The organism is Antarctobacter sp., from assembly GCF_048262615.1.
Taxonomy (GTDB): Bacteria; Pseudomonadota; Alphaproteobacteria; order Rhodobacterales; family Rhodobacteraceae; genus Antarctobacter.
Window position 1 is genome coordinate 133,623 of the sequence record NZ_JBLXFB010000005.1, and the last position, 22,317, is coordinate 155,939.

Annotated in this window: 23 protein-coding genes; 16 read left to right on the plus strand and 7 right to left on the minus strand. The window is 65.4% G+C overall.

Going from position 1 to position 22,317, the window contains the following annotated elements; translation table 11 throughout:
* Positions 1-140: 140 nt before the first annotated feature.
* From ACN0S5_RS07725 to ACN0S5_RS07750, 6 genes are all read left to right on the plus strand, one after another.
* The gene (locus tag ACN0S5_RS07725) at positions 141-1,871 is read left to right on the plus strand and encodes a type I secretion system permease/ATPase (protein ID WP_417207532.1); all 1,731 of its coding nucleotides are present in this window, start codon (positions 141-143) and stop codon (positions 1,869-1,871) included.
* Positions 1,868-3,172 carry an HlyD family type I secretion periplasmic adaptor subunit gene (locus ACN0S5_RS07730; RefSeq protein ID WP_417207533.1) on the plus strand — a complete coding sequence of 435 codons (1,305 nt, stop codon included), beginning with the start codon at positions 1,868-1,870 and terminating at the stop codon, positions 3,170-3,172. The genes ACN0S5_RS07725 and ACN0S5_RS07730 overlap by 4 nt, the downstream gene beginning before the upstream one ends.
* 138 nt (positions 3,173-3,310) lie before the next feature.
* On the plus strand, positions 3,311-3,775 hold the full coding sequence (locus ACN0S5_RS07735) for a RidA family protein (protein ID WP_417207534.1): 465 nt from the start codon (positions 3,311-3,313) through the stop codon (positions 3,773-3,775).
* Positions 3,775-4,524: a glycerophosphodiester phosphodiesterase family protein gene (locus tag ACN0S5_RS07740; protein WP_417207536.1), complete on the plus strand. Its 750-nt coding sequence runs from the start codon at positions 3,775-3,777 to the stop codon at positions 4,522-4,524. The genes ACN0S5_RS07735 and ACN0S5_RS07740 overlap by 1 nt, the downstream gene beginning before the upstream one ends.
* A gap of 34 nt (positions 4,525-4,558) precedes the next feature.
* Positions 4,559-5,758, plus strand: coding sequence for a GNAT family N-acetyltransferase (locus tag ACN0S5_RS07745; protein ID WP_417207537.1), 1,200 nt, complete (start codon positions 4,559-4,561; stop codon positions 5,756-5,758).
* Positions 5,755-6,045, plus strand: a complete 291-nt coding sequence (locus tag ACN0S5_RS07750; protein ID WP_417207538.1) for a 4a-hydroxytetrahydrobiopterin dehydratase — start codon at positions 5,755-5,757, stop codon at positions 6,043-6,045. Before ACN0S5_RS07745 ends, ACN0S5_RS07750 begins: the two co-directional genes overlap by 4 nt.
* Before the next feature lie 120 nt (positions 6,046-6,165).
* Here ACN0S5_RS07750 and ACN0S5_RS07755 read toward each other — a convergent pair whose 3' ends face one another.
* Positions 6,166-6,654 carry a peroxiredoxin gene (locus ACN0S5_RS07755; RefSeq protein WP_417207539.1) on the minus strand — a complete coding sequence of 163 codons (489 nt, stop codon included), beginning with the start codon at positions 6,652-6,654 and terminating at the stop codon, positions 6,166-6,168.
* Positions 6,655-6,736: 82 nt separating this feature from the next.
* Between ACN0S5_RS07755 and ACN0S5_RS07760 the strand changes: the two genes are divergently transcribed.
* The 3 genes from ACN0S5_RS07760 (at position 6,737) to ACN0S5_RS07770 (ending at position 9,850) form a co-directional block, all read left to right on the plus strand.
* Positions 6,737-7,942, plus strand: coding sequence for an NAD(P)/FAD-dependent oxidoreductase (locus ACN0S5_RS07760; RefSeq protein WP_417207540.1), 1,206 nt, complete (start codon positions 6,737-6,739; stop codon positions 7,940-7,942).
* Positions 7,939-8,499 carry a 16S rRNA (guanine(966)-N(2))-methyltransferase RsmD gene (rsmD, locus tag ACN0S5_RS07765; protein WP_417207541.1) on the plus strand — a complete coding sequence of 187 codons (561 nt, stop codon included), beginning with the start codon at positions 7,939-7,941 and terminating at the stop codon, positions 8,497-8,499. Before ACN0S5_RS07760 ends, rsmD begins: the two co-directional genes overlap by 4 nt.
* 370 nt (positions 8,500-8,869) lie before the next feature.
* The gene (locus ACN0S5_RS07770; RefSeq protein WP_417207543.1) at positions 8,870-9,850 is read left to right on the plus strand and encodes an MBL fold metallo-hydrolase; all 981 of its coding nucleotides are present in this window, start codon (positions 8,870-8,872) and stop codon (positions 9,848-9,850) included.
* Positions 9,851-9,860: 10 nt separating this feature from the next.
* On the opposite strand, the gene ACN0S5_RS07775 is transcribed toward ACN0S5_RS07770, so the two are convergent.
* The 3 genes from ACN0S5_RS07775 to ACN0S5_RS07785 form a co-directional block, all read right to left on the minus strand.
* The gene (locus tag ACN0S5_RS07775; RefSeq protein ID WP_417207545.1) at positions 9,861-11,087 is read right to left on the minus strand and encodes an MFS transporter; all 1,227 of its coding nucleotides are present in this window, start codon (positions 11,085-11,087) and stop codon (positions 9,861-9,863) included.
* An 11-nt stretch (positions 11,088-11,098) separates the two neighbouring features.
* Positions 11,099-11,908, minus strand: coding sequence for a type I methionyl aminopeptidase (gene map / locus ACN0S5_RS07780; RefSeq protein ID WP_417207546.1), 810 nt, complete (start codon positions 11,906-11,908; stop codon positions 11,099-11,101).
* Between the two features lie 114 nt (positions 11,909-12,022).
* Positions 12,023-13,171 carry an HPP family protein gene (locus ACN0S5_RS07785; RefSeq protein WP_417207547.1) on the minus strand — a complete coding sequence of 383 codons (1,149 nt, stop codon included), beginning with the start codon at positions 13,169-13,171 and terminating at the stop codon, positions 12,023-12,025.
* Positions 13,172-13,389: 218 nt separating this feature from the next.
* Between ACN0S5_RS07785 and ACN0S5_RS07790 the strand changes: the two genes are divergently transcribed.
* The 5 genes from ACN0S5_RS07790 (at position 13,390) to ACN0S5_RS07810 (ending at position 17,465) form a co-directional block, all read left to right on the plus strand.
* Positions 13,390-14,046 (plus strand): hypothetical protein, encoded by a 657-nt coding sequence (locus tag ACN0S5_RS07790; RefSeq protein ID WP_417207548.1) that lies wholly within the window; start codon positions 13,390-13,392, stop codon positions 14,044-14,046.
* Positions 14,047-14,104: 58 nt separating this feature from the next.
* Positions 14,105-14,764 carry a histidine phosphatase family protein gene (locus tag ACN0S5_RS07795; RefSeq protein WP_417207549.1) on the plus strand — a complete coding sequence of 220 codons (660 nt, stop codon included), beginning with the start codon at positions 14,105-14,107 and terminating at the stop codon, positions 14,762-14,764.
* A 75-nt stretch (positions 14,765-14,839) separates the two neighbouring features.
* Positions 14,840-15,895, plus strand: a complete 1,056-nt coding sequence (locus ACN0S5_RS07800; RefSeq protein ID WP_417207551.1) for a saccharopine dehydrogenase — start codon at positions 14,840-14,842, stop codon at positions 15,893-15,895.
* The gene (locus tag ACN0S5_RS07805; protein ID WP_417207553.1) at positions 15,892-17,022 is read left to right on the plus strand and encodes a saccharopine dehydrogenase family protein; all 1,131 of its coding nucleotides are present in this window, start codon (positions 15,892-15,894) and stop codon (positions 17,020-17,022) included. The genes ACN0S5_RS07800 and ACN0S5_RS07805 overlap by 4 nt, the downstream gene beginning before the upstream one ends.
* Positions 17,019-17,465: a hypothetical protein gene (locus ACN0S5_RS07810; protein WP_417207554.1), complete on the plus strand. Its 447-nt coding sequence runs from the start codon at positions 17,019-17,021 to the stop codon at positions 17,463-17,465. Before ACN0S5_RS07805 ends, ACN0S5_RS07810 begins: the two co-directional genes overlap by 4 nt.
* Before the next feature lie 160 nt (positions 17,466-17,625).
* Here ACN0S5_RS07810 and ACN0S5_RS07815 read toward each other — a convergent pair whose 3' ends face one another.
* The 3 genes from ACN0S5_RS07815 to ACN0S5_RS07825 are packed head-to-tail and all read right to left on the minus strand — an operon-like array spanning position 17,626 to position 19,974.
* Positions 17,626-18,753, minus strand: a complete 1,128-nt coding sequence (locus tag ACN0S5_RS07815) for a CaiB/BaiF CoA transferase family protein (RefSeq protein WP_417207555.1) — start codon at positions 18,751-18,753, stop codon at positions 17,626-17,628.
* Positions 18,753-19,424 (minus strand): DsbA family protein, encoded by a 672-nt coding sequence (locus ACN0S5_RS07820; protein WP_417207556.1) that lies wholly within the window; start codon positions 19,422-19,424, stop codon positions 18,753-18,755. Before ACN0S5_RS07820 ends, ACN0S5_RS07815 begins: the two co-directional genes overlap by 1 nt.
* 37 nt (positions 19,425-19,461) lie before the next feature.
* Positions 19,462-19,974 carry a DUF721 domain-containing protein gene (locus ACN0S5_RS07825; RefSeq protein WP_417207557.1) on the minus strand — a complete coding sequence of 171 codons (513 nt, stop codon included), beginning with the start codon at positions 19,972-19,974 and terminating at the stop codon, positions 19,462-19,464.
* Positions 19,975-20,053: 79 nt separating this feature from the next.
* Between ACN0S5_RS07825 and mutY the strand changes: the two genes are divergently transcribed.
* Both mutY and ACN0S5_RS07835 read left to right on the plus strand, forming a co-directional pair.
* On the plus strand, positions 20,054-21,115 hold the full coding sequence (gene mutY / locus ACN0S5_RS07830) for an A/G-specific adenine glycosylase (RefSeq protein ID WP_417207558.1): 1,062 nt from the start codon (positions 20,054-20,056) through the stop codon (positions 21,113-21,115).
* A 64-nt stretch (positions 21,116-21,179) separates the two neighbouring features.
* Positions 21,180-22,313 carry an alkane 1-monooxygenase gene (locus tag ACN0S5_RS07835; RefSeq protein ID WP_417207560.1) on the plus strand — a complete coding sequence of 378 codons (1,134 nt, stop codon included), beginning with the start codon at positions 21,180-21,182 and terminating at the stop codon, positions 22,311-22,313.
* Positions 22,314-22,317 lie beyond the last annotated feature (4 nt).

The window sequence follows — 22,317 nt, forward strand, 5'->3', positions numbered from 1 at the left end:
TAGATAATTTCATATCCGATTGTTCCCAACGAAGGATGCCGGAATCCCAGCTCATGTGGCACAATGGCGACATGAGGCATGACAGGAACCCACTGTCACAGATTCCGGCCCGGTACACAACGAGGGGCTGACACAGGCGCATGAGCACCGCAAAGAAAGACACCGGGCGCGACGAACTTCTCGCAGCCCGAAGACAGAGTCGGCCCTACTATTGGTTTGTCGGCATCTTCAGCCTTTTCGTGAACATTCTGATGCTCACGGGGCCGATGTACATGTTGCAGGTCTACGACCGCGTGCTTGGTTCGCGGTCAGAGGCGACGCTGATCGCGCTCTCGGTCCTTGTGATCTTTCTGTATTCGATGATGGGTCTGCTGGACTATGTCCGGGGCCGGATCATGGGGCGCGTGGCGGCGCGGTTCCAGGCGGCGCTGGATCTGCGGGTCTTCGACGCTGTCCTGCGGCGGGCGGCGGTCCAGAACGATGAACTGGCCCAGACCGGGCTGCGCGACCTCGAATCGGTGCAGCGGCTGATGTCCTCGCCGGTGCTGATGGCGTTTTTCGACATTCCGTGGACGCCCCTGTTCATCATCGGCATCATGATTTTCCATCCCTGGATGGGCTATCTGGCGATTGTCGGCGGCCTTGTGCTGATTGCCGTGACGCTGGTCAACCAACTGGTCAGCAAGACACCCACGCTGAAATCCAACATGGCGGTGATGCAGGCCGAACGCACCGCCGACCAGATCCGCCAGGAGGCGGAGATGGTGCAGGCGCTGGGAATGCGCGGCGATGCCTTCAAACGCTGGATGAAGGCGCGCTCACAGGCCCTGTCGGGCCAGATCGCTTCTGCCGACCTGACCGGCACCTTTTCCACCATGACCAAGACCATCCGGATGCTGCTGCAATCCGCGATGCTGGGTCTTGGTGCATATCTTGTCCTGCAAGGCGAGTTGACACCGGGCGCGATGATCGCCGGGTCGATCCTGATGGGCCGCGCGCTGGCCCCCATCGAACTGCTGATCGGGCAATGGGCGCTGGTGCAGCGCGCGCGCAAGGGCTGGGACAACCTGTCCCAACTGCTGAGCGAAGTGCCGGAGGCCAGCCAGCCCACCCAACTGCCGAAACCCGCCGCCAAGCTGGAGGTGCAGCAACTGACCGTGGTCGCGCCGGGCGAACAGCAAGCTGCGCTGCGGCTGGTGTCGTTCAACGTCGGACCCGGTCAGGCCTGCGGCGTGATCGGCCCCTCGGGTGCCGGCAAATCCACGCTGGCGCGCGCGCTGACCGGCGTCTGGCGGCCTGCGGGCGGCAAGATCCGGCTGGACGGGGCCTCTCTGGATCAATACGGGGCTGAAACGCTGGGCCAGCACATCGGCTATCTGCCGCAGCGCGTGACCCTGTTCGATGGCACCATCGCCGAAAACATCGCCCGCCTGTCGGAAAATCCCGACCCCGAACAGGTGGTCGCGGCGGCGATGAAGGCCGACGCCCATGAGATGATCCTGAAACTGCCGCAGGGCTATGACACGCGGGTCTCCGCCTCTGGCGGGCGGCTGTCCGGCGGGCAGATGCAGCGCATCGGTCTGGCCCGCGCGATGTACGGCGATCCGGTGCTGCTGGTGCTGGATGAACCGAACTCGAACCTCGACAATGAGGGGTCCGAGGCGGTCAACAAGGCGATCAAAAGCTTCAAGGAGGCCGGCAAGGCGGTGCTGATCATGGCCCACCGGCCCGCGGCCATCAAGGAGTGTGACCTGCTGCTGATGCTGGAAAACGGCGGCCGCGCCGCCTTTGGTCCCAAGGACGAGGTGTTGCAGAACATGGTCAAGAACCACCAGCAATTGCAAAAGGCCGGACCGGGAGGTGTGCGATGACAACTGACAAGCAGTTTTCCCTGCGCGGCCCCATGGTGGCGGGCATCCTCGGGCTGGCGATCCTTGTCGGCGGGTTCGGCACATGGGCGGCGACCACCAATATCTCGGGGGCCATCGTCGCCTCTGGCTCTATCGAAGTGGATCAGAACCGGCAGATCGTGCAACACCCCGACGGCGGCGTGGTGGCGGAAATCCTTGTGGATGAGGGCGACACGGTGGCCATTGGTCAACCGCTGATCCGGCTCGATCCGACCCTGCTGCTGTCCGAACTGACCATCATCGAGGGCCAGTTGTTCGAGATCATGTCCCGCCGCGCCCGGCTACAGGCGGAACGGGATGGCAAGGACGAGATCGTCTTTGCCGAGGAAGTCCTGCAACGCACCTTGGCCGACGCCGAAGTGGCGGAACTGGTCGAAGGCCAGCGCAACCTGTTCTTCGCGCGGCGCGATTCCATCGAAAGCGAAATCGGGCAATTGCGCAAACGATCCGACCAGATCACCGATCAGGTCATCGGCATCGACGCCCAGCAAACCGCCCTGACCCGTCAATCGGACCTGATCAAACAGGAACTGGTCGGCAAGGAGGAACTGCAACGGCAGGGCCTTGTCCGCGCGCCGGAAATCCTTGCCCTGCAACGCGAAGAGGCGCGGCTGGCCGGGTCGGTGGGCGAACTCAAGGCGCAAAAGGCGCAGGCCGAGGGCAAGATCACGGAAATCGACATCCAGATTCTTGGCCTTGAGACCCGCCGCCGCGAAGAGGCCATCACCACGCTGCGCGACCTCCAGTTTCAGGAACGCGAACTGGCCGAACAACGCCGCGCCATCAAGGAGCGGCTTAGCCGGATGGTCATCACCGCGCCGGTCAGCGGCATCATCTACGGCCTCACGATCTTTACCCCGCGCTCTGTCATCCGGCCCGCCGATCCGGTGCTCTATATCGTGCCGCAGGACCGCCCGCTGGTGATTGCGGCGCAGGTGGAACCGATCCACATCGACAAGCTGTTTGTCGACCAAGAGGTCAGCCTGCGGTTTTCGTCGCTGGATCAGCGGCAGACGCCGGAACTGTTCGGCTCGGTGGTGCAGATCTCCGCCGATGCCTTTGAGGATCAGAACTCGCGCGTGCGCTATTACCGCGCCGAGATCGTGCTGAACGAGGGCGAGATCGACCGCCTGCCCGAAGGCGCGGCGCTGATCCCCGGCATGCCGGTCGAGACATTTATCCGCACCGAGGACCGCACCCCGCTGGGCTATCTGGTGAAACCCTTCATGGATTACTTCGCCAAGGCCTTCCGCGAAAGCTGACAGGGCAGATTGGGGTATTTGACCAGAGAAGAAGCCCAGGGGTGCGGGTCTTCAGCGGCGTGGTCCGGCAGGCGCTGTGGGCGCTTGCACCTGTCCGGCGCGGTCGCTAGCGTGGCGCCAAATTCAAGGGAGCATACCATGTCCAACGCCATCGACGCCCGCCTCGCCGAACTCGGCCTGACCCTGCCCGACGCCCCGGCGCCCGCAGCGAATTATGTGCCCTATGTGATCGTCGGCAGCCTTGTGTTTGTCTCCGGTCAGATCAGCATGAATGCCGATGGCCTCATCACCGGCAAGGTCGGCGCTGACCTGTCCGTCGAAGAGGGCGCCGCCGCCGCCAAGACCTGCGCGCTCAGCCTGCTGGCGCAGGCAAGGGCCGCCTGCGGCGGCGACCTCAGCCGCCTCAAACGCGTGGTCAAGCTGACCGGCTTCGTCAACTCCACCCCCGATTTCACCGACCAACCCAAGGTGGTGAACGGTGCCAGCGACACGCTGGTCGACATTCTGGGCGACGCGGGGCGGCATTCGCGCTCTGCCGTCTCGGCGGGCGCGCTGCCTCTGGGCGTCGCGGTCGAGATCGAAGGCATCTTCGAGATCGCCTGATGACACCGCTGCCGCCGGTCTTTCTGGACCGCCCGATCGCGCACCGCGCCCTGCACGGGGCCGGACGTCCTGAAAACTCGCGCGCCGCCATCCGGGCGGCGGTGGCGGCTGGCTATGGCATCGAGATTGACCTGCAACTGTCCAAAGATGGTCAGGCCATGGTCTTTCACGACTACGCCCTGACGCGCCTCACCGGGGCCAATGGCCCCGTGCAGCAGCGCAGCGCCAGCGACCTTGCGCAACTGACCCTGATCGGCGGCACCGAGGGTGTGCCGACCTTGGCCGAGGTTTTGCACATCGTCGGCGGCGCCGTGCCTTTGCTGATCGAGCTGAAGGATCAGGACGGGCGCATGGGGCCGAACATCGGCGTGCTGGAACAGGCCGCCGCCGACGCCGTGGCCGGGTACGACGGGCACATCGCCTTCATGTCCTTCAACCCGCATTCGGCAGCGGCCATGGCGCGGCTCTGCCCGGATCGCCCGCGGGGCCTGACCACCTGCGCCTATACCGTCGAGGATTACCCGACCCTCCCTGCCGACACGCGCGACCAACTGCGCGGGATGCCCGGACTGGCGGACATGGGCGCAAGTTTCATCTCGCACCACTACACCGACCTGAGCAGTCCCATCGTCGCCGATCAAAAGGCGCGCGGGCTGCATGTGCTCTGCTGGACCATCCGTTCGCCCGGGGAAGAGGCAGAGGCGCGGCGCATCGCCGAGAATGTGACCTTCGAAGGGTACAACGCTTGATCGCCGCGCCCGCGATGCCAGATTGACAGATGTCATGACGGATCAGCGCCCGACCCCAACTGTCACCATCGACGTGCTCTCCTCGCTGTCGCAGATCGCGCCCGAGGAATGGGACGCCTGCGCCTGCCCGGAGGCGACAGGCGACGCGCGTCCCCTTGACCCGTTCACCACGCACCGGTTCCTCAAGGCGCTGGAGGACAGCGGATCGGTTGGCCCCGGCACCGGCTGGGACCCGCGTTACCTGCGGGTCGAGGCGGAGGGAGACACCATCGCCGTCGCGCCGCTTTATGTGAAATCGCACAGTCAGGGCGAATACATCTTTGACCACAACTGGGCCCATGCCCTCGAAAGCGCGGGCGGCAGCTATTATCCCAAGCTTCAGATCGCCGTGCCCTTCACCCCGGCCACCGGGCGGCGTTTTCTGACCAAGCCGGGGTTCGAGGTGACGGGGACATCGGCGCTGGTACAGGGCGCCGTGCAGATCGCGGCGGACAATGAATTGTCCTCGGTCCATGTCACCTTCTGCACCGAGGGCGAGGCCATCGCCGGTGAGCAGATCGGCCTCCTGCGGCGCACCACCCAGCAGTTCCACTGGCAGAACAAGGGGTATGCGGATTTCGACGTCTTCCTTGCCAGCCTGAGTTCGCGCAAGCGCAAGAACATCCGCAAGGAACGCGCAAAGGCGCAGGCCTTTGGCGGCCAGATCGAAATCCTGACCGGCGACCAGATCCGCCCTGAACACTGGGACGCGTTCTGGGTATTCTATCAGGACACCGGCAGCCGCAAATGGGGCTCCCCCTATCTGACACGACGCTTCTTTGACCTTGCGCAAGAGCACCTGCGCGACGACATCGCGCTGGTGATGTGTTCGCGTGACGGGCGCTATGTGGCGGGCGCGCTGAACTTTATCGGGCAAGAGGCGCTATTTGGCCGCTACTGGGGCTGCACAGAGGATCATCCCTGCCTGCATTTCGAGGTGTGCTATTATCAGGCCATCGACTTTGCCATCGCGCATGGATTGCTGTCGGTCGAGGCGGGCGCACAGGGCGAACACAAACTGGCGCGCGGCTACCTGCCGCGCCCGACCCATTCGCTGCACTGGATCGGCAACCGCGGGTTTGCGGATGCGGTGGCGAAATACCTGCAAGCCGAACGTCGGGCGATCGATGAGGACATCGAAATCCTCACCGCCTATGGACCCTTCCGCAAGGACAGACAGGAGGAACAAGAATGACCGAGAAACTGTCGGACACCGCCCGCAAGACGGTGCTCGCCCCGCTCCTGGACAACGGCTGGGCCATGGTCGAGGGGCGCGACGCGATTGCCAAGACCTTCGAGTTCAAGGATTTCACGCAGGCCTTCTCATGGATGACCCGCGCCGCGCTCTGGGCCGAAAAATGGGACCACCATCCCGAATGGTTCAACGTCTACAAGACGGTGCAGGTGACGCTCAGTACCCATGACGTCGGCGGCCTGTCGGCGCTGGACGCCAAACTGGCGCGCAAGCTGGACAGTCTCTGAGCCCGCGCGCGGTTTCTTCTGTTCTGAAGTATTCCCGGCGGTGAAACCGCAGGCCGAGGGGGTCATGCTGCAAGCATACCTCTGGCGTGATGCCCCCTCTCCTGCCTGTCCGTCCGCGCCTCAGATCGCGGCCAGCAGCGCCTCACCGCCCGAGGTCTCGCAGACGCCCGGACTTTCTTCCAGATGCAGCACCCGCACGGTGCCGTCCTCGACCATCATCGCATACCGCCGTGAGCGGTCATAAAACCCGGCGGGCGGCGCGGTGAACGCCATGCCGATGGCTTTGGTAAACTCCGCCGCCGGATCGCCCAGCATGGTGATCCCCGCCGCCGAGGCCCCGGTCGATTCGCCCCACGCGGCCATCACGAAAGGGTCGTTCACCGACAGGCAGATCACCTCATCGACCCCTTTGTCGGCAAATCTGTCACGCGTGCGCATAAAACTGGGCACATGGGCGGTGGTGCATGTACCGGTATAGGCACCGGGCAGACCAAAAATCACAACCTTCCGGCCCTTGGTCAGCGCGCTCAGGGCCACTTGTTCGGGGCCTTTGTCTCCCATACGCGCCAGAGTTGCCTCTGGCAGGCTGTTTCCTACAGAAATCGTCATTGTCCTGTCGCTCCTTGGAATTGCGTTTTCCCGAATCCGGACTGTAGTTTGTCGGCGAGGAATGAAAACCTATGAGGGCGAAATGAGCGATGTTGTTGTGATCGGCGCGGGACAGGCGGCCGCCTCCCTGGTGGCGCGGCTGCGGTCCAAGGGACACGAGGGCAAGATCACCCTGATCGGCGAAGAGCCGGTGCCCCCATACCAGCGCCCGCCGCTGTCAAAGGCCTATCTGCTGGGCGAGATGGACCTTGAACGCCTCTACCTGCGCCCCGAAGCCTACTACGCCGAAAACGGTATCGACCTGAAACTCTCGGACAGCGCCATCGCCATCAACCGGGACGACAAACAGGTCGTCGCCGGGGGCGAGACGATGTCCTACGATCATTGTGTGTTGTGCACCGGGTCGGTGCCGCGCCGCCTGCCCGCCGCCATCGGCGGCGATCTGGCGGGTGTGCATGTGGTACGCACCCTGAACGACGTCGATGCGATGGCCCCCGCCTGCACCTCGGGCAAGCGGGTGCTGATCGTCGGCGGCGGCTACATCGGGCTGGAGGCGGCGGCGGTCTGCGCCAAGCTGGGCCTGCAAGTAACACTGGTCGAGGCGGCGGACCGCATCCTGCAACGGGTTGCCGCGCCTGAGACCTCGGCCTGGTTCCGCGAATTGCACAAGTCGCACGGCGTCGACCTGCGCGAAGGCACCGGGCTGAACCGCCTGATCGGCGACAGCCATGTCACCGGCGCGGAACTGGCGGACGGCACCACGCTGGAGGTCGACATGGTGATTGTCGGCGTCGGCATCACCCCCGCCACCGCGCTGGCCGAAGGCTGCGGGCTGGAGATCGACAACGGCATCGCCGTCAACGCGCGTGGGCAGACCAGCGACCCGGCGATCTGGGCGGCGGGCGACTGCGCCAGCTTTCCGCAACACGCCGCCCGGATGCGGCTGGAGTCGGTGGGCAACGCCATCGACATGGGCGAACTGGTGGCCGACAACATCCTCGGCGCAGAGCGTGACTATACCGCAACCCCGTGGTTCTGGTCGGATCAATACGACGTGAAACTGCAAATCGCCGGGCTGAACGCGGGCTATGACCGGATCGTCGTGCGTGAGGATGGCGCGGCCCGGTCGCATTGGTACTACGCGGGCGACCGCCTGCTGGCGGTGGACGCGATGAACGACAGCCGCGCCTACATGGTGGGCAAACGCCTGATCGAGGCGGGCAAAAACCCCGCGCCAGAGGTGGTGGCCGACCCGGACACCAACCTCAAGGCCCTGCTCAAGGCGTGAGGATCATCGCCGGAGACTGGCGCGGACGGCGGCTCGCCGCCGTTGGCAAGGGCGACGCGGGCGCGCATCTGCGCCCGACCACCGACCGCGTGCGCGAGGCGCTGTTCAATATGCTGGCGGGCGGGCGCTTTGGCGATCCGTTTGACGGCGCGCAGGGTCTGGACCTGTTCGCAGGCACCGGCGCGCTGGGGCTGGAGGCGCTGTCGCGCGGCGCGGCACATATGACCTTTGTCGATGACGGGCGCGTGGCGGGCAAACTGATCCGCGACAATATCCGCACGCTAGGTTGCGGCGACCGGACAAAACTGATCGCCCATACCGCCACCCGCCTGCCCGCCGCGGACACGCCCTGCGACCTGATCTTTCTCGACCCGCCCTATGGCAAGGGGCTGGGCGGGCAGGCTTTGGCATCCGCGCTGGCCGGCGGCTGGGTCGCGCCAGAGGCTCTGGTGGTCTGGGAAGAACAAAGCCCGCAAGAGGCCCCGGCGGGGTTCGACCTGTTGGAAACGCGCCGCTACGGCGACACCCATGTGACCCTGCTGCGGGCCGCCGGGTAACAGCCAGAGGCCCCGGCGCGGAGCCGGGGCGCCATCTACAGGGTCGCGCCATCATCGACGCGGTTTTTCCGGGTGAAATGCCCTGCGGCGCATGACGCCCCTTTGGTGGATGTTTTCTCCTCAAAGGGCGGTTCCAAAATCTCTGCCTTGGGGTCGCGGCTCGCCGGATTTTGCCCGGTGTGAACCGCCCTCCATCAAGGACCGGACCGGACATGGTTCGCCGAAACAGACCCAACAACCTGATAACAATATCACTTCATGCAGGGCCCCGATCTTCCGCGCCGGGTTGTCCTCTGGGCCGATTGCACTGGAACTTTCGCCTCTCGGTGATATCTTCCTATTCAAATCCATGAATGATTGGGAGGTCTCCATGTCCATCTTTCGCCCTTCGCGCCGCGAAATCCTGAGCCTTGCGGCCACCGCTCCGGCACTGGCCTTGCCCGCTCTGGCCCCGACCAATGTCCGGGCGCAGGCACTGGGCGCGCCCGCCACGGCCAACCCCGCGCACTTCCGGTTTCAACTGGGCGATGTGACCCTGACCGTGGTCTCCGATGGCCATCTGGAGGTGCCCGCCAACGGTCTGGGCATCAATGCCGACCCGGCAGAAGTCACCGCCTTCCTCGAAAGCTATTTTCTCTCGACCGAGGTCAACTATTCCCACACCAACCACCTTGTGATCGAAACCGGCGACGCCACCGTTCTGGTCGATGTCGGGTCCGGCAACCGCTTTCTGCAAACTGCGGGCCGCCTGCTGGACAACCTTGACAGCGCGGGCATCGACGCGGGCGCGATCACCCATGTGGTCATCACCCACGCCCACCCCGATCACATCTGGGGTATCCGCGATGACTTTGATGAGGCGATCTTTCCCGACGCCGCCTATTACATCGGCGGCACAGAGCATGATTTCTGGCTTCAGGACGGGCTGGTGAACACTGTCCCGACCGAGATGCAGCAATTTGTCGTCGGCGCGGTGAACTCGCTGAACGTCGACGGCGCGGACTGGTCGCTGATCGCCGATGGCACAGAGATCGTGCCGGGCGTGCGGGTGATCGACACGCCGGGGCACACGATGGGCCACATGTCCGTGGTGGTCGAATCCGGCGGCAAGCAACTCATCGCTCTGGGCGACAGCATGAACCACGCGTGGATGAGCACCGCCCGCCCCGAGTGGGTCAGCGGCTTTGACATGGATGCGGACCTGACGGTGGCCACGCGCAAGCGCCTGCTGGACATGGCGGCGACCGACCGGATGGCGGTGCTGGGCTACCACTTCCCCTTCCCCGGCGTCGGGCACATCGCACGCGACGGCGACGCCTATCGCTTTGTCCCGGCGCTCTGGCAGTGGTGACAGCGCGCGCCTAGGGGCGGCGGCCCTGCGCCGCCCCTACCCCGCGCCGCGCCGCGCGGTCGGACAGAATCAGTACGCCCAGCGCGGCCAATGCCACAACGGCCGCCGCCGGTCCCAGCGCCATCAGCCCCGCGCTCTCCAGCACCATCGCCCCCAGCCCGGACCCGGCGGCGATGCCGACATAGATAGAGGCTGCGTGCAGCGACATCAGCACCGGGGCCAGCGGCGGCGCAAGCGAGACCAGACGCAATTGCTGTGACGGGGAAAAACACCACCCCACCAGCGACCAGACAAAGACAAAGCCCAGCAGCAGCGCCCCCGGCAACGGCAGCAGCGCAAACAGCGGTAGGCACAGGATTTCGGCGATACAGATCAGGATCAGGCTGCGCCCCGGTCCCAGACGATCCGCCATGCGCCCGCCCAGCATGTTGCCCAGTGGCGCGCCAAGCCCGAAAATCAGCAGCGTCAGGCTGACACCATCGCGGCCATAGCCCATGGTCTGCGACAACAGCGGCGGAAGATAGGTGTAGACCATGTAAATGCCGGCAAGGAACACCACCGTAAAGCCCACGGTGATCAGCGCCACCGGGTTGCGCAGCACGCCGCCAAGATCGCGCAGGGTGACGGGCGAAAACCGCAGCCCCGCAGGCACCCGCGTCCAGACCAGCCAGAGGCACGGCAGCGCCATAAGCGCCACCAGACCGAAGACGCTGCGCCAGCCATAGGTATAGGCCAGCCAACTGCCCACCGGCACCCCCGCCACCTGACTCAACGTCAGCCCGAGAAACACCAGCGACAACGCCTGCCCGCGCCGGTCCGGCGGGGCCAGCGCCGCCGCGATGGCCAGCGACACAGGTGTGACCATGCCCGCCCCCGCCGCCGCAACGACCCGCGCCGGATAAAGCAGCGCAATCCCCGGAGCCAGCGCCGACAGCGCCATGGCCAGCGTAAAGAGCGCCAAGCCCGCCGTCAGCACCCGCCGCCGCCCGATCCGCCCGGTCAGCGCCACAAGGATCGGCGAACTGGCCGCATAGGCGATGGAATAGACCGTCAGCAATCCGGCCACGGCCGTCACCGGCGACCCCAGCGCGCCCGCCATCGGCTCCAGCATGCCGATGGGGGCAAAGGCCCCCATGCCGATCACAAAGTTGCAGACCGACAGCATCAGGAAAAGGCTGCGGGGATTGCTGCGCGGGTCCGGGTGGTCAGACCCGGTTTCGGCCCGCGCCCCGGTCATGCCCCGTCCGGTCAATAGGTGGGGTGGAATTTGCCCGCAGGCGACAGCGTAAAGATCTCGGCCCCGTCCGCCGTCACACCCACCGAATGTTCGAACTGCGCCGACAGGGATTTGTCCCGCGTCACCGCCGTCCAGTCATCGGCCAGCACCTTGGTTTCCGGGCGGCCAAGGTTCACCATCGGTTCGATGGTAAAGAACATGCCCTCTTCCAGCACCGGCCCGGTGCCTTCGCGGCCATAGTGCAGCACGTTGGGCGGCGCGTGGAACACCTGCCCCAGCCCGTGACCACAGAAATCGCGCACCACCGACATGCGGTTCGCCTCGACAAAGCTCTGGATGGCATAGCCGATATCGCCAAAGGTATTGCCCGGCTTCACCGCCTCGATCCCCTTGATCAGCGAATCGTGGGTGACCTGGATCAAACGCTCTGTCTTGCGGCTCAGCTTGCCGGCCACATACATCCGTGACGTATCGCCGAACCAGCCGTCAACGATCACCGTAACGTCGATGTTCAGGATATCGCCATCCTTCAGCTTTTTGTCGCCGGGGATGCCGTGACAGACCACGTGGTTGACGCTGATACAGGTGGCATGCTGATAGCCCTTGTAGCCGATGGTGGCCGATGTGGCCCCCTCTTCGGTCACACGGCGTTCGATATAGGCATCAATCGCGCCGGTGGTCTGGCCCGGAAAGACATGCTCGGCCACTTCGTCCAACAATTGCGCGGCAAGGCGGCCCGCCTTGTGCATACCCGCGAAATCTGCGGGTGTATGGATGCGGATGCCGTCGCGGGTCACTCGATGTCCAGCCTTGTCTTTCACGTCTTTTCCTCAGGTCTTTCGCCCTATTTAGCGGCCCACGCCGGGATTTGCCAGTGTGCGCGGCGGAGGTAACGCCGGACGCCGCGCGTTACAAGCGCCGTGAATCACCGATGCTTACGCGGCGCGCACAACCGACCGCGCCAACGCCGCGATCAGGTCTGTCCGGGACACGATCCCGACGATGCGCCCGTATTCCAGCACCGGCACGGCATCGACATCGCCATCGGCCATCAGGTGCAGCAGCACGCCGATGGGGGTTTTCGTCGTGGCGCGCGGACCGGCCACATTCATGATCTCGCCCGCCCGGACCGGCCGCTCGCGATTGCGGTCCAGCAACCGGCCAAGCGCCGCCATATAGCCGCGATCCAGCCGCAGCGCATCGTCACGGGCCTGATTGATCAGGTTGATCTGAAAGATCACGCCAAGGAACGCCATGTTCGGACCGACCACCGGCAGCGACGCGAACCGGTGCCGCCGGAACAGGTCGGCGACCTCGCGCAATCGGGTCTCGGGGCGCACGGTGATCAGGTCGACGGACATGATGTCCTCGGCGTTCAGCGGGCCGGTGGCATGGCTGGCGGCCTGCAATTCCGCCGCGCCGATCAGGCGTGCCAGATCCTCGACACCCAGATTGAGAGAGTGCCGGGTCCGCTCCAGCAGCGTGGTCAGTTCCGCTTCGGTCAGGCCCAGACGTTCCGAGGGATTGCGGTCCTCGGTGCCATGACGGCTGGGCTCATCGAACTGCCGGAACGGGTAATGCCGCCCGGTCAGGCGCGCATAAACCGTCGCCAGCAGGACAAGCGCGACCGTCCCTGCCGCAATCGGCGTCAGCGCAAACCAGAATCCCAGCTTTGCAATGGCCTCGGGGCTCATGGCGGCGGTCATCGCCACCGCGCCGGCGGGCGGATGCACCGCGCGGCACAGGATTGTCGCGGTGATCGCCAGACCGACCGCAAGGGCGACGCGCAGCGTCGGGTCGGCGATGGTCAGGCAGACGGCCACCCCCACCAGCGCCGCGACGATGTTTCCGACCACCGCGGACCACGGTTGCGCCAGCGGGCTGTTCGGCACCGCAAACAGCAGAACCGAGGTCGCCCCGAACGGCGCGACAAGATAAAGCCCAAGCGCCAGATCGACCTCCGGCGACAGCAGGAACAGCCCCGACACCCCCAGCCCCAACAGCGCCCCGACCCCCGCCCGCAGCGCCTCAATCGGCGAAACATGCGAGACCGCAGGCCCAAGTGATCGCAAAATGTGCACCATGCGCCTCTCCCATACGGATGTGCGCAAATATTCATCTGAATGAGAAAACTCAACCAGATCGGTCGCCCTGCGCGGAAACCGTCATTTTATGGCATCATCTTCCTGTCTGGTGCCTCGTGCCGCCCCCGTCTCTCTGCCGGGCAGGAGCGGTGTTTCCCTTGCCGCGCTTGTGCGGCTAGGATTGGCATACGTGAGTATTGAACAGGATACCTATTGCGATGCCCAAGCCCCTTGCCCACGCCGCCGCCTGCCTTCTGGTTTTGTCCCTCGCCCCGCCTGCAACAGCGCAGGACACCACCTGCCACGACCGCATCGCGGCGATGATGCAGGGCGGCGCTCTGGACGCGTTCCAGCGTCCGCCGCACCGGTTCTCCAACACCGTGACCGACCCGGAGGGCACGGTGCGCTACGTCTTTGACACCCTCTGGGACACCCCGGCGCGCAGCGTCTCCGGGATCAAGGACAGCGGCAATTACACGATGGTGATCGACAGCGACAGCTGGTTCGGTCCCAGCCTGACAGGCCCGTGGACCAAGGCCCCCAACCAGTTGCCCCCCGACCGCGAGGCCTTTCAGCGCAAGCAGGTGGCGCAGATGGTCGCCAACCTCACCGACACCGCCTGCCCCGGCGCGGTCGAGGTGGAGGGCATGACCTATGAAGCCGTGACCTATTTCACCAAGACCGACCCGGACGACAGCATGGGCGGCGCATGGTTCGGCGCGCTCAACACCGTCTACATCGACCCAAAGACCGATCAGGTCATGCGCTGGGAAATGACCGATTTCGTCAGTTCCTTCGCCCCCGAGGTCAGCAAGGACCGGCACCTTCAGATTTTCACCTACGACCCCGCGATTTCCATCGAACGGCCCGACTGACCCTTTTCCTCCGGCCTGCCCCGGCGTATCAGCGCCGGGCAGATCAGCGGAGACCGGCATGTCGTTCATCACCCTCGTCCGCCACGGACAAGCCAATTCCAACGCCCGCGACGAAGACAGCTATGACCGCCTCAGCGATCTGGGCTGGCAGCAGGCGCGCTGGCTGGGCGGCTACTTTCAGCAGACGAATGAGAAGTTCGCCCGCACCTATTGCGGCACCCTGCGCCGACATATTGAGACGCTGGAGGGCATCGCCCCGGACAGTCTTGCCGCGCCAGTACAGGACGCGCGGCTGAATGAACTGGCCTATTTCGACATGGCCCAGCGGATGGAGACCCAGCACGGCATCGCCATCCCCGGCGACCGTGAGGAATTCATCCGGCACATGCCGCAACTGCTGACCCTCTGGCGCGACGACGCGCTGGACGGCGTGCCGGAAAGCTGGACCGCCTTCGAAACCCGCGTCACCGAGGCCCTGACAGAGATCGCGGCAGGCGACGGGCGTGCGCTGGTGGTCACCTCCGGCGGGTTGATCGGCATGGCGATGCGGGTGATCCTGGACCTGGAACTGAAGGCCATGGCGCATCTCTGCCTTGCCATCGAAAACAGCTCGCTCCACCGGATACAACCGCTGTCGACCGGGCTGGCCATGACCCAGTTCAACGCCCTGCCCCATCTCGACACCCCCGCGCGCCAGCACGCCCGCAGCCACCTGTAACCCGGTCCCGTCGGAAAACTGCTTGCACCGCCGCCCGCCCGCAGGTTCTCTGACCCGCAAAGATCAGGAAGCGACATGACCCATCTCTGGATCCGGGCGGAAAGCCGCCGCAACGAGGAACGCACCGGCGTCACGCCGGACGGCGTGGCCGCGCTGGTGAAACACGGCTTTCGCGTCACGGTCGAGGATTGCCCCAAACGCATCCTGCGCCCGCAGCCCTTTGCCGACGCGGGCGCGGAAATCGCGCCCAAAGGCTCATGGCCCGAGGCCCCGCGCGACGCGATCATCCTTGGTCTCAAGGAACTGCCAGAGGCAGACACGCCGCTGATCCACCGCCACATCATGTTCGGCCACGCCTACAAGGGCCAGTCGGCGGGCGCGCGGCTGCTGAAACGTTTCGCCGCCGGGGGCGGGTCTCTCTACGACCTCGAATACTTGATCGACGACACGGGCCGACGCGTCGCCGCCTTTGGCTATTGGGCGGGCTACGCCGGGGCGGCGGTGTCGCTGCTGGCATGGGCCGCGCAGGGCGACGGCAAGATCTGCCCGCCAGTGACCACATGGGACGACGCGGATGAGTTGAAGGACGCGCTGCGCGCCGCCCTTGACCCGGTGCCGCGCGCCTCTGTCATCGTGATCGGCGCCAAAGGCCGCGTCGGCAGCGGCGCCCGCGACCTGTGTACCGAACTGGACCTGCCGGTCACTGCATGGGACATGGCGGAAACCGCCCGTGGCGCGCCTTTCCCGGAAATCCTCGACCACGGGATCTTTCTCAACTGCATCCTCGCCACCCAAGGCGTCCCCGTCTTTGTCCCGCCAGAGGCCCGCACGACCGAGCGCGCCCTGCGGGTGATCGGCGACATCGCCTGCGACCCGGACAGCCCGTTCAACCCGATCCCGCTGTACCATGAGGCCACCTCATGGTCCGCGCCGGTGGCCCGCGTGAATGACGCGCCGCCGCTGGACATCATGGCCATCGACAACCTGCCCTCACTGCTGCCGCGCGAATCCTCGCACGACTTTGCGCAGCAATTGCTGCCCCACCTGCTGACGCTGGACGCGCTGGATACCGGCGTTTGGGGGCGGGCGCATGAGACCTATCTGAAACACAAACCAAAGGACGCGACATGACCATCCATTGGTGCGGCACCGGCCTGTCGGCGGTGCCCGGCCTGCGACGGCTGATCGAAAACGGCCACCCTGTGACCGTCTGGAACCGGACAGAGGCCAAGGCGCGTGAGGCCGTCGGCGACCTGACTGACGACATCCATGCCTTTGACAAGGACGCGCTGGCCGCAGTGCTGAAACCCGGCGATGTGATCGTCTCCATGCTGCCGGGCGACTGGCACGTCCCGCTGGCCGAACTGGCGCTGGACAAGGGCGCGCAATTTGTCTCGTCCAGCTATATCTCGCCGGAGATGCGCGCACTGGACGCCCGCGCCAAACAGGCCGACGCGCGGCTGGTCAATGAGGTCGGCCTTGATCCCGGCATCGACCACCTGATGGCCCATTGGCTGGTGGCCGACTACCGCGCCTCGGACGGTTTTGACGCCGACAACGCGCTGTCGTTCATCTCATACTGCGGCGGGGTGCCGAAAATCCCCAATGCCTTCCGCTATAAATTCAGCTGGGCGCCGGTGGGTGTGCTCAAGGCGTTGAAATCCCCCTCGCGGTCGATCCGCCACTTCAGCGAATTGAACGTGGACCGCCCGTGGGACGCACTGTCGCGCTATGACGCGCCGCTGCCCAATACTGAGAGCTTTGAGGTCTACCCGAACCGCGACAGCTTGCCCTTCATGGCGGACTACAAGTTTGAGGACGCGTGGAAGGTCAAGAATTTCGTGCGCGGCACCCTGCGCCTGAACGGCTGGGCCGAGGCATGGAAAGACATCTTTGCCGAGGCCGGCACCGCCACCGACGCCCGCCTGCAAGAGATCGCCGACAAGCTGCTGGCCGAAAACGCCTATGAGGCGGATGAACCGGACCGCGTGGTCCTGTGCGTGGCGCTGGAGGCGGAAAAGGACGGCACACCGGTCTATCACAAGACCTATGTGATGGACGCATGGGGCGATGCGCGCAGCAGCGCCATGGCCCGGCTGGTGTCGATCCCTGTGTCGCTGGCGGTCGAGGCGGTGCTGGACCGCGCCGTCCCCGCCGGTGTCAGCGCCGCACCGTCCGACCCGAAACTGGTGGCACGCTGGCTGGATGAGGTGCAGAGCCTCGCCCAGCACCTGAACGTGGTGGATCATCTGGCATGAAGGCGCTGGTGCTGACCGCCCTGCTCGCCTCCCCGGCGCTGGCCGGGGATGTCTGTCATGAGATCGATGCCGCGCAGGGCTGGCAGGCGGCGGCCTTTCCGGCGGGACAGGTGCAGGAGGTGCGCAGCAACGGGTTCTGGTCGGTCGCCCCCGCGCTGACACCCGCAGGCACGCAGGGCCACGGCGGACCGGACGCCAAGGATCTGAGCGCGCGGCCCGAAACCCGCCCCTTCCCCGGCGCGCATTACGGCGCGCTGCTGGTCCGGTTCGAGGCGGCAGGCCAGGCGCAGGTGCTGGATTGGGCGCGCTTTCACGGCGCGATCCGCCAGTCGGGTGTGTTCAACATGAATGTGGATCAGATCGCCTTTCGTATCAACGAAGGCGACGGCGTTCTGGCGGACAACTCCGGCGCGTTGACCGTCTGTTTCCACTACATCGACTGAAGGCAGGCGGATCGGCGGGCCTTTGGCCCCCCGATCCGCCGGGGGCTTTGCCCCCGGACCCCCAGGGGTATTTGACCAGAGAAGAAACACGGGAGGCCTGAAGCTTGTCTGGACACCGCCTGTCGCAGGGGCGTGACCGCGCCGAATTCACGCCCGGATTTTAGCCGCCTGCCTCGCCCAGCTTGGGCGCGGGCCGTTCCAGCACCAGATCGGCGTCGGAAAACCGGAAGGGCGCACGCACGCCCGGCACGCCCTCGGGGGCGATCTGCAACCCCCGCGCAATGACCTGCGGATCGGCAAAGACCTCGGCCATGTCGTTGATCGGTCCGGCAGGCACGCCCGCCGCCTCGCAGGCGTGCAGCAGGTCGGCCTTGGTCCGCGCCTGCGTCGCGCCGGTCAGACGCGCGATCATCGCCTCGCGGTTGGCGACACGGTCGGCGTTGCTGGCGAATTCCGGTGCCTCGGCCATCTCATCCAGTGCCAGCAGGCGGCACAGGCGTTGATATTGGGCGTCATTGCCGGTGGCGATGATGATATGCCCGTCCGCGCAGTCAAACACCTGATAAGGTGTCAGGTTCGGGTGGTAATTGCCGGTGCGCCCCGGCGGTGTGCCGGTGCTGAGATAGTTCAGCGCCTGATTGGCCATGGCCGTAACCGCGCAATCCATCAACGCCATGTCGATATGCTGGCCCTTGCCGGTGCGGTGGCGCTGATGCAGCGCCGCAAGGATGCCGCTGACCGAATAGAGCCCGGTGAACAGGTCGGTTATGGCGACACCCGCGCGCTGCGGCTGGCCGTCCGGGTCGCCGGTGATCGACATGAAGCCGGACATGCCCTGAATGATGTAGTCATAGCCCGCGCGGTGCGCATAGGGGCCGTCCTGCCCGAAGCCGGTGATGGAACAGTAGATCAGGCCGGGATTCACCGCGCTGAGTGACGCGTAGTCCATGCCGTATTTCGCCAGCCCGCCGACCTTGAAGTTCTCGATCAGGATATCGGCCCCGGCGACCAGTTCACGCATCCGCGCCTGCCCGTCGGCACTGGTCAGGTCCACCACCTCGGAGGCCTTGCCCCGGTTGCAAGAGTGGAAATAGGAGGCCGATGTATCGCCCTCCCGGTCGATGAAGGGCGGCCCCCAACGGCGGGTGTCGTCGCCCTGCGGCGCCTCGATCTTGAGGACCTCGGCGCCCAGATCGGCAAGCGTCTGACCGGCCCATGGGCCGGCCAGAATGCGCGCCAGTTCAATGACCTTCACCCCTTCGAGGGGGCCACGCGGTGCCGACGTCATCAATCCAGCTTGGCGTCCAGAATGGCCGAGAATTCCTCATAGCTCATGTTGGTGTATTTCTTGCCGTCGATGACAAAGCTGGGGGTCGAATTGATGCCGTGTTCCGCCGCGTTGGCCTGAAACCACGCCACCAGCGTCGCGATCTGGTCGCCGTCGTTCAGGCAGGCCTCGATCTGGTCGCCGTCCATCCCGGCGAGACGGCCGATCTTGCGCAGCTCTCCGATCACCGCCGCCTCGGACCCGGCGCGGGCCCAGTCCTGCTGACCCTTGTAGATCAGGTCGGTGATGCCAAAGAACTTGGCCTCGCCGCCGCAGCGCGCGATCAGCGACGCCCAGACGCCGACCTTGTCGAAATAGACCTCGCGGTAGGTGAACCGGACCTTGCCGGTGTCGATATAGTTCTGCTCCAGCTTGGGGATCAGATTGGCATGGGCCGAGGCGCAATGCGGGCAGGTATAAGAGGCGTATTCGATCACCTCGATCGGCGCATCTTCGGCCCCCTTGACCATGTCCGTCACGGTTGTGATGTCGATGTCAGCCGCCTGCGCCTGTGCCGCGCCGGGCAAACGCACGTCCGCCGCCCCGGTCTGACCCGCGCCCTGCGTCAGATACCATGCGCCGCCACCAAAAAGCGCCAGCGCCACCGCGCCCGCCGGAAGGATCCATTTCATGTCGTTCGCCTCTTTTCTGTCAGTCCTGGGGCCAGGGTCACTCCCGGCCCGCCTTCGATATGACGTTTGCCGCCAGACGTTCAAGCGCCGCGCGCAAATCCGCATCTCCCACGCCTTCGGCCACATCGCGCGCCTCGGCCTGTATCCTGGCCGAGGCCTCGGCGGTCCCGGTCTTTTTGGGACGGTGCTGAAAATCCACCTGCCCCTCGGCAAAGCCGGTGGCGGCGGTCTGCGTCACCCGCACCCGCGCAACCGCGTTATAGCCGTAGACCGCGTTGATCCGCGCGCGGATTTCCTCGCGCCGCATCTCGACCATGGGCGCCATCGCGCCGGTGGTCAGCAATGTCAGGGTGCCGCCAAAGCCGCCCTTGGCATAGCTTACCTCCACGGGCCGCGAGATCGCCGCCACATCGGCACCGGCGATTTCCTCCCAATGGGTCAGCACCCGGCTCTGGGCGAATCCCCGCCCCTCCGCCGCCTTGCGGATGCGTCCCTGCAACAGCTTGGACGCGCTGGAAAACCCGTATGTCGTCGGTTTGCGATGCGCCACGTTTGACTCCTTGTCGGCGAGGCTATTCTAGTGACCATACGGGGCGGCACCACCCCCCTTCCGACACGGAGTTTCACCCTTGCGTGATGAGCCACAACACAGCCCTGACCCGCAGGCGCTGCTCGACTGGTACGACCGGCACGCCCGCGCCCTGCCGTGGCGAATCGGCCCCGCCGCGCGGGCGCGTGGCGCGTTGCCCGATCCCTATCGCATCTGGCTGTCCGAAATCATGCTGCAACAGACCACCGTCGCGGCGGTCAAGGACTATTTCCTTGCCTTCACAACCCGTTGGCCCGATGTTCAAGCGCTGGCCGGGGCCGAAGATGCCGATGTCATGGCCGCATGGGCCGGGCTGGGGTACTACGCCCGCGCCCGCAACCTGCTGAAATGCGCCCGCACCGTGACCCGCGACCACAACGGCCGGTTTCCGCGCGATCACGCCACCCTACTGACCCTGCCCGGCATCGGGCCGTATACCGCCGCTGCCATCGCCTCGATCGCCTTTGACGCGCCGGAAACCGTGGTGGACGGTAACGTCGAACGGGTCATGGCGCGGCTGTTTGACGAACACACGCCCCTGCCCGCCGCCAAGCCGATCCTGACGGACCACGCCGCCCGCCTGACACCCCAAGACCGCCCCGGCTGTTATGCCCAAGGGGTGATGGATCTTGGCGCCACCATCTGCACGCCCAAGCGTCCGGCCTGCGGGCTGTGCCCGTGGCGCAGCGCCTGCACCGCGTGGCTGCGCGGCACCGCCGCTGACCTGCCCAGGAAAACCCCGAAGAAACGCAAACCCACGCGCCTTGGCATCGCCTATCTGGCCCGCCGCGTCGATGGGGCCATGCTGCTGGAAACCCGCCCGGACAAGGGCTTGCTGGGTGGCATGCTGGGCTGGCCCGGCTCTGACTGGACCGAAGACCAACCCGCCGACGCCCCGCCCATCCGTGCCGAATGGAAAACCATAGCCGGGGAGGCCCGCCACACCTTTACCCATTTCCACCTGCGCCTGACGGTCAAGACCGCGCTGGTGCCGATGGACCGGCTGCCGCTTCGCGGAGAGTTCATCGAATTGCCTGAATTTCGCCCTTCCGATCTGCCAACGGTCATGCGCAAGGCCTTTGACCTTGCGCAAGGCGGCTGATCGCCCCTTGGGACAGGCTGGGTCGCACAGTATCATAGCCCCGCCCAGAAATCGGAGAGCCCCGATGATCCCCGCAGCCCAAGTCGCCAAACCCGGTGCCGCCCTGCCCTTTTACATGTCCTACCTGCTGATCCCGCTGGTCTGGATCGCGGCGACGCAGGGCGGGCTCTGGGTGCTGCTGCCCATTTTGGCGACGTGGTATCTGTTTACGGCACTGGACGCGGTGCTGGGTCTGAAAACGGATAACGCCGACCTTGAAACGGCCGAGGCGGACCTGCGCTGGTACAAGCTTCTGACCGCCGCCTGGGTGCCGTTGCAATTTTTCAGCCTGTTTGCGCTGATCTGGTACGTCGGCGGCGCAGCGCATCTGAACGGGTTGGAAAAATTCATGGTGTTTTTCGGTGTCGGCGTGATGACCGGCACCGTGGGCATCAATTACAGCCATGAACTGATGCACCAGAAAAGCCGCGCGGAACGCTTTCTGGGCGATCTGCTGCTGGCGATGGTGCTTTATTCGCATTTCCGGTCAGAGCATCTGCTGGTGCATCACCGCTATGTCGGCACGCCCCGTGATCCGGTGACGGCGCGCTATAATGAGGGGTTTCACCGCTTTTATCCCCGCGTGTTGCGGCAAAGCCTGCGCTCCAGCTTTGCCGCCGAAAAGGCGATGCTGGCGCGCAAACGTCTGCCGTGGCACGCCTTGTCGAACCCGTTCTGGCGCTACTGGGGTCTGCAACTGGCCATGCTGGCGCTGGCCTACGGCCTTGGCGGGCTGGGCGGCGTAGGGCTGTTTGTGGTGCAGGCCGGGGTGGCGATCTGGCAATTGGAACTGGTCAACTACATCGAACACTACGGCCTGACCCGCAAATATCTGGGAGAGGGCAAATACGAACATGTCCTGCCGCGCCATTCGTGGAACGCCGCGCACAGGGCGTCAAACTGGCTGTTGATCAACCTGCAACGGCACTCGGACCACCACTACAAACCCGACCGCCGCTTTCCGCTGTTGCAAAACCACGCGGACGCGGACGCGCCGCAACTGCCCTATGGCTATCCGGTGATGACCATGGCCGCGATGGTGCCGCCGCTGTGGAAACGGGTGATGAACCCGCGCGTGCGGGCGTGGCGGGCGCGCTATTACCCCGAGATCAGCGATTGGTCGGCGTACAACAGGGGCGCGACGCCGCGTCCAAGGTAGCGCG